Below are 11,165 nucleotides of genomic sequence, written 5' to 3' on the forward strand. Positions count from 1 at the left end.
GGGCATGCGCCTGGAAAACTGGCCACCGGCAAGCATTGCTGACGAGTAACCGGATCACAGGTTAAGGTTTTACTGAGAAGGATAAGGTCATGCGCCATCGTAAGAGTGGTCGTCAACTGAACCGCAACAGCAGCCATCGCCAGGCTATGTTCCGCAACATGGCAGGTTCACTGGTTCGTCATGAGATCATCAAGACGACCCTGCCTAAAGCGAAAGAGCTGCGTCGCGTAGTTGAGCCGCTGATTACTCTTGCCAAGACTGACAGCGTTGCTAATCGTCGTCTGGCATTCGCCCGTACTCGTGATAACGAGATCGTGGCAAAACTGTTTAACGAACTGGGCCCGCGTTTCGCGAGCCGTGCCGGTGGTTACACTCGCATTCTGAAGTGTGGTTTCCGTGCAGGCGACAACGCGCCGATGGCTTACATCGAGCTGGTTGATCGTTCAGAGAAAGCAGAAGCTGCTGCAGAGTAATCTGCAGTAACGTAAAAAAACCCGCTCCGGCGGGTTTTTTTATATCCGTGAAATCCCCACTTCTCTACAATGTCTGTATCAATTCTGTTCATCCCTGGAGCTGGTAATGTGGTTGCTCGACCAGTGGGCAGAACGCCATATTTGTGATGCCCAAAAAAAAGGCGAATTCGACGATCTTCCAGGAAGCGGCGAACCTCTTGTGCTTGAAGACGATTCCCACATCTCGCCTGAATTACGGGCTGGATACCGTTTACTGAAAAATGCAGGCTGTCTCCCTTTGGAGCTTGAACAGCGCAGAGAGGCTGTTGAACTGGCCGATCTGCTTAAAGGCATCCGTCAGGACGATCCGCGACATTCTGAACTTAGCAGTCGTCTCGCCCTGCTTGAACTCAAGCTTCGCCAGGCAGGAATGAACACTGACTTTCTGCACGGTGAATACGGTGAAAGATTGATGCAGAAATTAAATGAGGAGTAGCTATGTACCGTATCGGTGAACTTGCGAAGCTCGCTAACGTCACGCCGGATACCATCCGATATTACGAAAAGCAGCAGATGATTGATCATGAAGTTCGTACTGAAGGTGGCTTTCGACTTTATACCGATAACGATCTGCAGCGCCTGCGGTTTATTCGTTATGCGCGCCAGCTCGGTTTCACATTAGACTCGATCCGCGAACTTTTATCGATCCGCATCGATCCGGCACATCACACCTGCCAGGAGTCTAAAAGCATTGTGCAGGCCCGTCTGGATGAAGTGGAAGCACGCATTCAGGAGCTGCAGACCATGCAGCGCTCCCTGCAAAGGCTGAATGATGCCTGCTGCGGTACGGCCCACAGCAGTATTTATTGTTCCATTCTGGAAGCCCTTGAACAGGGAGCCAGTGGAGAAACGCAGGGCTGTTGATTTTTAGTTCATCCGGGTCTAGACTCCCGTCGTCATAAACCAAGCTCAGGAGAATTTATGAGCCGCTATCAGCATACGAAAGGTCAGATCAAAGACAATGCCATTGAGGCACTACTTCACGACCCGCTATTCAGACAGCGCGTTGAGAAGAATAAAAAAGGGAAAGGAAGTTATCTGCGTAAAGACAAGCATGAAAAACGGGGTAACTGGGAGGCCAGTGGCAAGCAAGCGAATCGCTTATTTACCACTGGCCTTCCTGCTTTAAGCTTTTGATTAAACGCGGTTGTTCTGCTCTTTTAACAGATCGCGGATCTCACTCAGCAGCACTTCTTCTTTCGTTGGTGCAGGTGCTGCAGCTGGCTCTTCTTTCTTACGATTGAGCCTGTTGATCAGCTTGATAGCCATAAAAATGGCAAACGCGACAATCACAAAATCAAATACGTTCTGAATGAATACGCCGTAGTGCATCACGACCGCCGGCACATCACCCTGTGCTTCACGCAGCGTGAAAGCGAACTGTTTGAAATCTATGCCCCCGATTAACAACCCTAAAGGTGGCATGATAATGTCGGCCACTAATGATGAAACAATCTTGCCGAATGCCGCACCAATAATGACACCCACAGCTAAATCCACCACGTTCCCGCGCATCGCAAATTCGCGAAATTCTTTAATAAAACTCATTGTTCTCTCCTTGTGCCAGCTGACGAGTTTAAGTTTAACAAATGATTAGCCAATTGCCATTCGGGATAATTAAACATTATAAAAAATAAAAGGCACAAAAATGAAAAGGATAAAGTAAGGGTGCTCTTTCTGGAGCACCCAATTCTTTAAAGGAAGAATGGACTTGGCTGGAATAAACGTTCGACGTCGGTAATAAACTTTTTATCGGTAAGGAACATAATAACGTGATCGCCTTGCTCAATTCGTAAATTATCATTGGCAATCATGACATCATCCCCGCGCACAACGGCGCCGATGATCGTGCCTGGTGGAAGCTTAATTTCATCGATTGACCGGCCCACGACGCGTGAAGTGGTTTCATCTCCGTGAGCAACAGCTTCAATGGCTTCCGCCACGCCACGGCGGAGCGATGACACACCGACAATATCCGCTTTACGAACATGGCTCAGAAGCGCTGAAATTGTTGCCTGCTGAGGCGAAATGGCAATATCAATAACGCTGCCCTGAACCAGATCGACATACGCCTTGCGCTGGATAAGCACCATGACTTTTTTTGCCCCCATGCGCTTCGCGAGCATGGCGGACATTATATTTGCCTCGTCATCGTTGGTGACGGCAATAAAGAGATCGACTTGATCAATATGCTCTTCAGCCAGTAGCTCCTGATCGGACGCATCACCATAAAATACGATCGTATTTTGAAGTTTTTCCGCCAGTTCAGCAGCACGCTGTTGATCGCGCTCGATCAACTTCACGCTGTAATCTTTTTCTAACCGATGTGCCAGACCTGCACCGATATTGCCGCCGCCGACCAGCATAATGCGTTTATAGGGTTTTTCGAGACGCTGTAATTCACTCATCACCGCACGAATATGCTGTGAGGCCGCAATAAAGAAGACCTCATCACCGGCTTCGACAATCGTGGAGCCCTGCGGGCGAATGGGTCTGTCGTGACGGAAAATGGCTGCGACGCGCGTATCGATATGCGGCATGTGCTCGCGCATGGTGGAAAGCGCATTGCCGATCAATGGCCCGCCGTAATAGGCCTTAACCACTGCCAGACTCACTTTGCCCTCGGCAAAGTTTACCACCTGCAGGGCACCCGGATATTCGATCAGGCGGTAGATATTGTCGATAACCAGCTGTTCTGGCGCGATAAGGTGGTCGATGGGGACCGCTTCGGAATTAAACAGTTTTTCAGCATCGCGAACATAGTCCGGAGAGCGAATACGCGCAATTCGGTTTGGCGTGTTGAAAAGCGAGTAGGCCACCTGACAGGCCACCATATTAGTTTCATCAGAACTGGTTACCGCAACCAGCATGTCGGCATCGTCGGCGCCTGCCTCACGAAGAACACGTGGGTGCGAACCATGACCCTGCACCACCCGCAGGTCAAATTTGTCCTGTAAAACACGCAGGCGATCGCCGTTGGTATCAACTATGGTGATGTCGTTGTTTTCCCCAACCAGGTTTTCCGCCAGCGTTCCGCCAACCTGTCCTGCGCCCAGAATGATAATCTTCATATCTCGTGACCTGTTCTCAACATCACTCTTTGATTAGCTTAGCGTAAAAGAAGCCATCACCCTCTTCTGCACCCGGCAGATTCTGCTGACCCGGGCATTCAGGCGTTCCCGTATCGCGCAGCGCTGCATCCGGGGTACGTTTAAGGAAGGCCGCGATTTGCTGACTGTTTTCTTCCGGCAGCACTGAGCAGGTCGCATAGACCAGCGTGCCGCCGGGTTTAAGATGTGGCCAGATGGCGTCGAGAATGTCGGATTGCAGTTGGGCAAGCTCGTTAATATCACGATCGCGACGCAGCCACTTGATATCAGGATGACGACGAATCACGCCGGTGGCAGAGCAGGGGGCATCCAGCAAAATGCGATCGAATTGTGTTTCGCCACACCATTCTGCTGGTTTGCGTCCATCGCCTTGCTTAACCTGTGCCTTCATGCCCAGGCGCTTGAGGTTGTCGTAGACGCGTGAAAGACGCTGCTCATCAACGTCCACTGCCATCACGCTGGCCTGCGGAGCCACTTCAAGAATATGCGTCGTTTTGCCCCCTGGTGCGGCGCAGAGATCGAGGATCTGCTCACCGTTTTGGGGTTCAAGCCAGGTCATGCAACCCTGAGCCGAGGCATCCTGTACAGTTACCCAACCGTCTTCAAAGCCGGGCAGTGCATGTACCAGTGCAGGCGATGCTAAGCGCACGGCATCAGGGTATGCGTCATGGGTGAAGCCGCTCATTCCAGCTTCTTCAAGTAATGCCAGCCATGCGTCACGGGTGTGGTGATTACGATTCACGCGTAACCACATTGGTGGACGCTGGTTGTTAGCATCGGCAATGTCCTGCCATTGCTGCGGATAAGCTTTTTTCAGGCGCTTCAACAGCCAGTCCGGATGCAGGAAGCGCGCTTCGCTTTGGGCAAATTCAGCCAGAAGCTCTTCCTGCTGTCTCTGGAACTGACGCAGTACGCCGTTGATCAGCCCTTTCAGCTGAGGACGTTTAATCGCAACGGCACCTTCCACCGTCTCCGCCAGCGCGGCATGGGGTGGGATGCGGGTATGAAGAAGCTGATAAAAACCCACCATAATCAAATAGTGTACGGTGCGCTGTTTGCCTGTCATTGGGCGTGACATCAGCTTATTAATCAACCACTCAAGTTGAGAAAGCGTGCGCAGGACGCCAAAGCAAAGCTCCTGAAGCAGGGCTTTATCCTTATCAGAGACTTTTTGCTGCAGGGGAGGCAGGACATTGCTCAATGACTGGCCCTGCTCAATAACCTGCTCGACGGCCTGAGCCGCCATACTGCGTAGATTTTGTTTTTTCATAACCGTAAAAATAAAAATGCCCGGAAACACCGGGCCTTAAGAATAAATTTGCTCAGGCAAGACGGTTGCCCGGGATAAACCATTCGCGACGGGAATTTAACAGATCCTGAGCGCTCATGGCTTTCTTACCGGCCGGTTGGAGCGATTCAAGATTCAATATCCCTTGCCCAGTCGCCACCTGGATGCCGTTCTTGTTGGCGTCAACAATCGTACCGGGTTCAGCCGTAGTAGTACCGCTAATGACGGAGGCTTTCCACACTTTCACCGGCTGCTCATCAATCTCTATCCAGCTCATCGGCCACGGATTGAAAGCGCGAATGCAGCGTTCAAGCTGAGCGGCCGACAGGGACCAGTCGATCCGCGCTTCTTCTTTGCTCAGCTTTTCGGCATAAGTCACCAGCGCGTCATCCTGAACTTCCGGTTTCGCCGTATTGTCAGCAAGCTGCTGGAGCGTCTCGATAAGCCCTTGTGGACCGAGGTCTGCCAGTTTGTCATACAGCGTGGCGCTGGTATCGTCTGACGTAATGGGGCAGGCCAGTTTATACAGCATATCGCCGGTGTCTAAACCTACGTCCATCTTCATAATGGTAACGCCCGTTTCGGCATCACCTGCCCACAGCGAGCGCTGAATAGGTGCAGCACCACGCCAGCGCGGGAGCAAAGACCCATGCACGTTGATGCAACCCAGGCGAGGCATATCGAGCACAGCTTTTGGCAGGATTAAACCGTAAGCCACCACCACCATTACGTCGGCTTTCAGGTCAGCGACCAGCTGCTGATTTTCCTGGGAGCGTAACGATACGGGCTGGAAAACGGGTAGCCCATGCTCTTCTGCCAGCACTTTTACCGGGCTGGGCATCATTTTTTTGCCGCGACCAGCAGGACGGTCCGGCTGGGTAAAGACGCCAACAACCTTGTGACCGGAAGATAACAGCGCGTCAAGATGACGCGCTGCAAAATCAGGGGTTCCCGCGAAGATAATTCGTAGTGTTTTAGACACGATGATCCTTGTATCCGGGGGGCGTTATGCGCGAGAACGCAAACGATCCAGTTTTTCTACTTTCTGACGAATACGCTGCTGTTTCAGCGGTGAGAGGTAATCGATAAACAGTTTACCGACAAGGTGATCCATCTCATGCTGAATACAAATCGCCAGCAGGTCATCTGCTTCCAGTTCGAACGGATTACCGTCACGATCCAGGGCGCGAATTTTCACCTTTTCAGCTCGCGGCACTAACGCACGCTGTTCAGGAATAGACAGACAGCCTTCCTCAATACCGGTTTCGCCACTCTTTTCGAGCAGCTCAGGGTTGATCAGCACCAGGCGGCCATCGCGATTTTCAGAAACATCAATCACGATAATACGCTTATGAATGTCTACCTGCGTCGCCGCCAGACCAATGCCTTCTTCGGCGTACATGGTATCGAACATATCATCAACGATACGCTGGATTTCTGCATTCACTTCTTTGACCGGTTCAGCGACGATGCGAAGGCGCTCGTCCGGAATATGTAACACTTGCAAAACTGCCATAAATTTCCAGAGTCGTGTTCAGGAGTTGATAAGAATACTACCTCTATTCTAGACAAATCCCCCATCGATTGACAGCATCAGTGACCAATCGCAATGATTGCGGAGGCCGCTTATGGCAGGGGAAAGGATGACGTTGACCGAGATATGGCTACGGCTAATACACACAGGGTCTCTGTGTGGTGATGTAATGCTGGAAGCGGCTGCACGACTGCAGAAGCAGGAAGGCATCGACACGCTTGTCTTAAGAAATGCTGGACTGACAGCAAAGCAGGCTGAACGGTTCTTTGCGTTCAATGAGAGTGAGCTGGAACGTAGCCTGCTATGGCTTGAGCAGCCGGGGCATCATTTATTAACGGCCAACCATCCCCTTTATCCCCCTTTGCTTCGCACGATCCCTGATTATCCCGGTGCATTATTCATAAAAGGTAACCCAGAGACGCTTAATACCGTTCAGCTGGCGGTGGTAGGCAGTCGTGCGCCGTCATGGTACGGCGAGCGATGGGGGAAAATCCTGTGCGAACAGCTTACACAAAGTGGTTTCACGATTACCAGCGGGCTGGCCTGTGGTATTGACGGCGTTGCCCACAGCGCGGCGCTGTCAGCTAAAGGACAAAGTGTCGCGGTGCTGGGGAACGGTCTTTTTAGCATTTATCCACGCCGACATCAGGCATTGGCGATGCGGCTTATTGAATCTGACGGCGCGATAGTCTCTGAGTTTCCGCTTTCCGCGCAGCCCAGGCCGGCAAACTTTCCGCGTCGTAATCGAATTATCAGCGGGCTTAGCAAAGGCGTGCTGGTAGTTGAAGCTGCGCGGCGAAGCGGTTCGCTGGTCACGGCACGATGCGCGCTTGAACAGGGGAGAGAGGTCTTTGCCTTGCCCGGCCCGATAGGTAACCCCGGATGCGAGGGGCCCCACTGGCTGATTAAACAAGGGGCCACACCGGTAACGGAAGTAGGGGATATTCTTGAAAATTTGCAATATGGATTGCAATGGCTACAGGAAGATCCCGAAAAGCGACAATATTCATCAGATCAGGGAAAGGTGGCATTGCCATTTCCCAAGCTCCTGGCTAACGTAGGAGATGAGGTAACACCTGTTGACGTTGTCGCTGAACGTGCCGGCCAACCTGTGCCAGTAACGGTAGCACAGCTACTCGAACTGGAGTTAGCAGGGTGGATCGCAGCTGTACCCGGCGGCTATGTCCGATTAAGGAGGGCATGCCATGTTCGACGTACTGATGTATTTGTTTGAGACTTACATCCATAACGAAGCAGAAATGCGAGTGGATCAGGACAAATTGACACAGGATCTTACCGATGCGGGGTTTGAGCGGGAAGACATCTATAATGCGTTGATGTGGCTGGAAAAACTGGCTGATTATCAGGAAGGCCTGGCCGAACCGATGCAGCTTGCTTCTGATCCATTGTCAGTACGCATTTATACCGCAGAAGAGTGTGAAAGGCTGGACGCCAGCTGCCGGGGATTCATCTTATTCCTTGAGCAGATTCAGGTGCTGAACCTCGAAACGAGAGAAATGGTGATAGAGCGCGTCATGGCGCTGGATACAGCAGAATTCGAACTGGAAGATCTCAAATGGGTGATCCTGATGGTTCTGTTTAATATCCCGGGCTGTGAAAATGCCTATCAGCAAATGGAAGAATTACTCTTTGAAGTGAATGAAGGTATGCTGCACTAATTCAATGTGCAGCACCAAGAGTTGTTATGGCCAAATCAGCACTATTCACGGTGCATAAAAACGAGCCCTGCCCGCAGTGCGGGGCTGAACTTGTTATTCGGTCCGGGAAACACGGCCCGTTTCTCGGTTGTTCACACTATCCGGAATGTGATTATGTTCGTCCTCTGAAAAGCCAGGCGGATGGACATATCGTTAAAATTCTGGAGGGTCAGTATTGTCCCGTGTGCGGTGGTGAATTAGCCCTGCGGCAGGGGCGTTTCGGCATGTTTATTGGATGTAGCCGCTATCCAGAATGTGAGCATACGGAACAAATTGATAAGCCTGATGAAACGGCAATTGCGTGTCCTCAGTGTCAGCGCGGTCAGCTGGTACAGCGCCGTTCCCGTTATGGTAAGACCTTCCATTCGTGCGATCGCTACCCTGAATGCCAGTTCGTCATCAATTTTAAACCAGTAGCGGGAACCTGCCCTCATTGCAATTATCCGCTACTGATAGAGAAGAAAACCGCGCAAGGCATGAAACGCTTCTGCGCCAGTAAACAATGTGGAAAGCCGGTTACGGCGGATCAAAATAGTGAATAATAACCTGCCATCAGGCTCCATTGCGCATGCTGTGGACGTACTGAAAAATGAAGAAGTCATCGCCTATCCAACTGAAGCTGTTTTTGGGGTCGGTTGCGATCCTGACAGCGAGACGGCTGTGAGCCGTCTGCTTGCCCTGAAACAAAGACCCGTCGAGAAAGGACTGATTTTGATCGCTGCGAATTACGAGCAGCTTAAACCTTATATCGACGACTCCATGCTTACGCCGGCGCAGCGCGAGACTATCTTCTCCGCGTGGCCGGGACCGGTGACCTTCGTCTTCCCGGCGCAGCCGACAACCCCGCGTTGGTTAACCGGACGCTTTGATTCCCTCGCCGTTCGCGTAACTGACCATCCGCTGGTGGTTGAGCTTTGTCTGGCATTTGGTAAACCGCTAGTCTCAACAAGTGCTAACCTGACCGGATTGCCGCCTTGTCGGACAACCGAAGAAGTGCTGGCGCAGTTCGGGAATGACTTCCCTGTTGCTGTCGGTGAAACGGGAGGGCGCCTGAATCCGTCTGAAATTCGCGACGCTTTGACCGGCGAACGTTTTCGCCAGGGGTAATCTCATGGAAACCTATGCTGTTTTTGGCAATCCCATTGCACACAGCAAGTCACCGTTGATCCATCAGCAATTCGCGGAGCAGCTGGAGATTGATCATCCCTACGGTCGCATACTGGCGCCAGTGGATGCTTTTATCCCAACGCTGGAGGCCTTTTTCACCGCGGGGGGCAAAGGCGCGAATGTGACGGTGCCTTTTAAAGAGGAAGCCTTCGAACGTGCGGATGAGCTAACCGAGCGGGCTTCACTGGCTGGTGCAGTCAATACTCTAAAACGGCTTGAGGATGGACGCCTTTTGGGTGACAACACCGACGGAATTGGTTTACTCAGCGATCTGGAAAGACTCTCCTTTATCAAGCCCGGATTCCGGATCCTGCTGATTGGCGCGGGTGGCGCATCGCGGGGCGTTCTGTTGCCTCTGCTTTCACTGGACTGTTCGGTGACCGTTACTAACAGAACCTTTTCCCGGGCAGAAGCGCTGGCGGCGTTGTTTGCGCATACCGGCAGCGTGAGCGCGGCAGCTCTTGACGATCTTGCCGATCGTGAGTTCGATCTTGTCATTAATGCCACATCCAGCGGCATTAGTGGTGAGATCCCGGCGATCCCCGCTTCGCTGGTCAGTGCGCATATGTATTTCTATGACATGTTTTATCAGAAAGGGAAGACGCCTTTCCTTTACTGGTGTGAACAACACGGTGCGAAAAAGTTAGCCGATGGACTCGGCATGCTGGTGGGGCAGGCTGCGCATGCGGTGCTTCTCTGGCACGGGGTGTTGCCTGCAGTCGAGCCGGTCATTGAAAAGTTAAAGCAGGAGCTTTCGGCGTGAATCAGGCTATTCATTTTCCGGACAGAGAGAGCTGGGATGAAAGTAAGCAAGCGGTCTGTTTCCCGGTTCTGGTACACGGCATGCAACTGACCTGTGCCATTCATGGGGAAACGCTGTTGCGTCGTTTTGGCGGTTCAGATCCGATAGCGGTATTTTGCGAAAATCGCTGGGATCTGGAAGAGGAAGCCAGCGATTTAATCCGCGAAGAGCAGGAAGACGATCAGGGTTGGGTTTGGCTATCCTGATCCAAATAATCATTTTTCCATTTTACGTAGTTTTTCGCCGAGTATTTTAATCCTTCGATCTCTGCCTCCTTAAGGGGGCGGATCTGTTTTACCGGACTTCCCAGATAAAGATAGCCGCTCTCCAGCCGTTTGTTCTGCGGGACCAGGCTACCGGCTCCAATCATCACGTCATCTTCTACTATGACACCATCCAGCAAAATCGACCCCATGCCAACAAGTACGCGATTTCCGATAGTGCAGCCGTGAAGCATCACTTTATGGCCGACGGTAACCTCTTCTCCAATGATGAGGGGATTACCTTCCGGGTTATAGGAGGATTTGTGCGTGACGTGCAGGACGCTACCGTCCTGAATATTGGTACGTGCACCAATCGACACATAGTTAACATCACCCCTGATGGCGACGAGTGGCCAGATACTGACATCGTCGGCCATTCGGACATCACCAATCACCACGCTGCTGGCATCGATCATCACGCGATCGCCTTTTTGGGGGAACAGATCTTTATAAGAACGTAATACTGCGGGCATATCTACCTCTAACAATGAGCGCTATACAGAAGACTTTGATCGTATTAATGGATCGAGGCAAGGCAAAATACGTCAATATTTAAGCAGATCGGGCGGGATTTCAGCGAAAAGCGCGGAAAATCAGCAGTCGGACAAAAAGATCTAAAAAATACTTGTGCTAAAAAATGGGATCCCTATAATGCGCCTCCATCGACACGGCGGATGTGAATCACTTCACAAACAACCCGGTCGGTTGAAGAGAAAAAATCCTGAAATAACGGGTTGACTCTGAAAGAGGAAAGCGTAATATACGCCACCT

At 51.6% G+C, this 11,165-nt stretch carries 16 protein-coding genes; 10 read left to right on the top strand and 6 right to left on the bottom strand.

The genetic code is table 11. The annotated features are described in order from the left end of the window. The first annotated feature begins 89 nt into the window (after nt 1–89). From rplQ to ACWYRJ_RS19535, 4 genes are all read left to right on the top strand, one after another. On the top strand, nt 90–473 hold the full coding sequence (gene rplQ, locus ACWYRJ_RS19520; protein WP_001216368.1) for a 50S ribosomal protein L17: 384 nt from the start codon (nt 90–92) through the stop codon (nt 471–473). A 106-nt stretch (nt 474–579) separates the two neighbouring features. After that, the gene (locus ACWYRJ_RS19525) at nt 580–948 is read left to right on the top strand and encodes a DnaJ family domain-containing protein (RefSeq protein WP_149367526.1); all 369 of its coding nucleotides are present in this window, start codon (nt 580–582) and stop codon (nt 946–948) included. 2 nt (nt 949–950) lie between these two features. Further along, on the top strand, nt 951–1,376 hold the full coding sequence (zntR, locus tag ACWYRJ_RS19530) for a Zn(2+)-responsive transcriptional regulator (protein WP_014833516.1): 426 nt from the start codon (nt 951–953) through the stop codon (nt 1,374–1,376). 57 nt (nt 1,377–1,433) lie between these two features. Further along, nucleotides 1,434–1,649 carry an alternative ribosome-rescue factor A gene (locus ACWYRJ_RS19535; RefSeq protein ID WP_111966064.1) on the top strand — a complete coding sequence of 72 codons (216 nt, stop codon included), beginning with the start codon at nt 1,434–1,436 and terminating at the stop codon, nt 1,647–1,649. Here ACWYRJ_RS19535 and mscL read toward each other — a convergent pair whose 3' ends face one another. The 5 genes from mscL to def all read right to left on the bottom strand — a co-directional run bounded on the left by mscL (nt 1,650) and on the right by def (nt 6,426). Then, nucleotides 1,650–2,060 carry a large-conductance mechanosensitive channel protein MscL gene (gene mscL, locus ACWYRJ_RS19540; protein WP_023309449.1) on the bottom strand — a complete coding sequence of 137 codons (411 nt, stop codon included), beginning with the start codon at nt 2,058–2,060 and terminating at the stop codon, nt 1,650–1,652. It abuts the gene before it with no gap. A 146-nt stretch (nt 2,061–2,206) separates the two neighbouring features. Continuing rightward, nucleotides 2,207–3,583 (bottom strand): Trk system potassium transporter TrkA, encoded by a 1,377-nt coding sequence (trkA, locus tag ACWYRJ_RS19545; protein WP_149367525.1) that lies wholly within the window; start codon nt 3,581–3,583, stop codon nt 2,207–2,209. Between the two features lie 22 nt (nt 3,584–3,605). After that, a complete protein-coding gene (gene rsmB, locus ACWYRJ_RS19550; RefSeq protein ID WP_149367524.1) occupies nt 3,606–4,892 on the bottom strand; it encodes a 16S rRNA (cytosine(967)-C(5))-methyltransferase RsmB in 1,287 nt (428 codons plus the stop codon). 52 nt (nt 4,893–4,944) lie between these two features. After that, complete coding sequence (gene fmt, locus ACWYRJ_RS19555; protein ID WP_149367523.1) at nt 4,945–5,892, bottom strand: methionyl-tRNA formyltransferase; 948 nt, start codon at nt 5,890–5,892, stop codon at nt 4,945–4,947. 24 nt (nt 5,893–5,916) lie between these two features. Beyond that, a complete protein-coding gene (gene def / locus ACWYRJ_RS19560) occupies nt 5,917–6,426 on the bottom strand; it encodes a peptide deformylase (RefSeq protein ID WP_008503479.1) in 510 nt (169 codons plus the stop codon). A 127-nt stretch (nt 6,427–6,553) separates the two neighbouring features. On the opposite strand from def, the gene dprA reads away from it, so the two are divergent. From dprA to ACWYRJ_RS19590, 6 genes are read left to right on the top strand one after another with little or no spacing between them, the layout of a single operon-like run. Continuing rightward, on the top strand, nt 6,554–7,678 hold the full coding sequence (gene dprA, locus ACWYRJ_RS19565; protein ID WP_111966072.1) for a DNA-protecting protein DprA: 1,125 nt from the start codon (nt 6,554–6,556) through the stop codon (nt 7,676–7,678). Further along, on the top strand, nt 7,650–8,123 hold the full coding sequence (smg, locus tag ACWYRJ_RS19570) for a DUF494 family protein Smg (RefSeq protein ID WP_008503477.1): 474 nt from the start codon (nt 7,650–7,652) through the stop codon (nt 8,121–8,123). Before dprA ends, smg begins: the two co-directional genes overlap by 29 nt. Before the next feature lie 26 nt (nt 8,124–8,149). Next, nucleotides 8,150–8,704 carry a DNA topoisomerase family protein gene (locus ACWYRJ_RS19575; RefSeq protein ID WP_047652855.1) on the top strand — a complete coding sequence of 185 codons (555 nt, stop codon included), beginning with the start codon at nt 8,150–8,152 and terminating at the stop codon, nt 8,702–8,704. Further along, nucleotides 8,697–9,269 carry an L-threonylcarbamoyladenylate synthase type 1 TsaC gene (gene tsaC, locus ACWYRJ_RS19580; RefSeq protein WP_023309444.1) on the top strand — a complete coding sequence of 191 codons (573 nt, stop codon included), beginning with the start codon at nt 8,697–8,699 and terminating at the stop codon, nt 9,267–9,269. The genes ACWYRJ_RS19575 and tsaC overlap by 8 nt, the downstream gene beginning before the upstream one ends. A gap of 4 nt (nt 9,270–9,273) precedes the next feature. Then, nucleotides 9,274–10,092 (top strand): shikimate dehydrogenase, encoded by an 819-nt coding sequence (aroE, locus tag ACWYRJ_RS19585; protein WP_455508462.1) that lies wholly within the window; start codon nt 9,274–9,276, stop codon nt 10,090–10,092. Beyond that, nucleotides 10,089–10,337, top strand: a complete 249-nt coding sequence (locus ACWYRJ_RS19590; protein WP_111966068.1) for a DUF1488 family protein — start codon at nt 10,089–10,091, stop codon at nt 10,335–10,337. The genes aroE and ACWYRJ_RS19590 overlap by 4 nt, the downstream gene beginning before the upstream one ends. Here ACWYRJ_RS19590 and ACWYRJ_RS19595 read toward each other — a convergent pair. Continuing rightward, entirely contained in the window at nt 10,313–10,867 is a 555-nt protein-coding gene (locus ACWYRJ_RS19595) for a gamma carbonic anhydrase family protein (RefSeq protein WP_455508463.1), read from the bottom strand. The genes ACWYRJ_RS19590 and ACWYRJ_RS19595 overlap by 25 nt on opposite strands. Nucleotides 10,868–11,165 lie beyond the last annotated feature (298 nt).

This window comes from Enterobacter sp. (genome assembly GCF_977039595.1).

Bases quoted from the DNA above. Each gene is read 5' to 3' on its own strand.
- ACWYRJ_RS19525 (WP_149367526.1), top strand. From the start codon at position 580: ATGTGGTTGCTCGACCAGTGGGCAGAACGCCATATTTGTGATGCCCAA.
- rplQ (WP_001216368.1), top strand. From the start codon at position 90: ATGCGCCATCGTAAGAGTGGTCGTCAACTGAACCGCAACAGCAGCCAT.
- dprA (WP_111966072.1), top strand. From the start codon at position 6,554: ATGACGTTGACCGAGATATGGCTACGGCTAATACACACAGGGTCTCTG.
- def (WP_008503479.1), bottom strand. From the start codon at position 6,426: ATGGCAGTTTTGCAAGTGTTACATATTCCGGACGAGCGCCTTCGCATC.
- ACWYRJ_RS19575 (WP_047652855.1), top strand. From the start codon at position 8,150: ATGGCCAAATCAGCACTATTCACGGTGCATAAAAACGAGCCCTGCCCG.
- zntR (WP_014833516.1), top strand. From the start codon at position 951: ATGTACCGTATCGGTGAACTTGCGAAGCTCGCTAACGTCACGCCGGAT.
- ACWYRJ_RS19595 (WP_455508463.1), bottom strand. From the start codon at position 10,867: ATGCCCGCAGTATTACGTTCTTATAAAGATCTGTTCCCCCAAAAAGGC.
- ACWYRJ_RS19535 (WP_111966064.1), top strand. From the start codon at position 1,434: ATGAGCCGCTATCAGCATACGAAAGGTCAGATCAAAGACAATGCCATT.
- trkA (WP_149367525.1), bottom strand. From the start codon at position 3,583: ATGAAGATTATCATTCTGGGCGCAGGACAGGTTGGCGGAACGCTGGCG.
- mscL (WP_023309449.1), bottom strand. From the start codon at position 2,060: ATGAGTTTTATTAAAGAATTTCGCGAATTTGCGATGCGCGGGAACGTG.
- rsmB (WP_149367524.1), bottom strand. From the start codon at position 4,892: ATGAAAAAACAAAATCTACGCAGTATGGCGGCTCAGGCCGTCGAGCAG.
- aroE (WP_455508462.1), top strand. From the start codon at position 9,274: ATGGAAACCTATGCTGTTTTTGGCAATCCCATTGCACACAGCAAGTCA.
- smg (WP_008503477.1), top strand. From the start codon at position 7,650: ATGTTCGACGTACTGATGTATTTGTTTGAGACTTACATCCATAACGAA.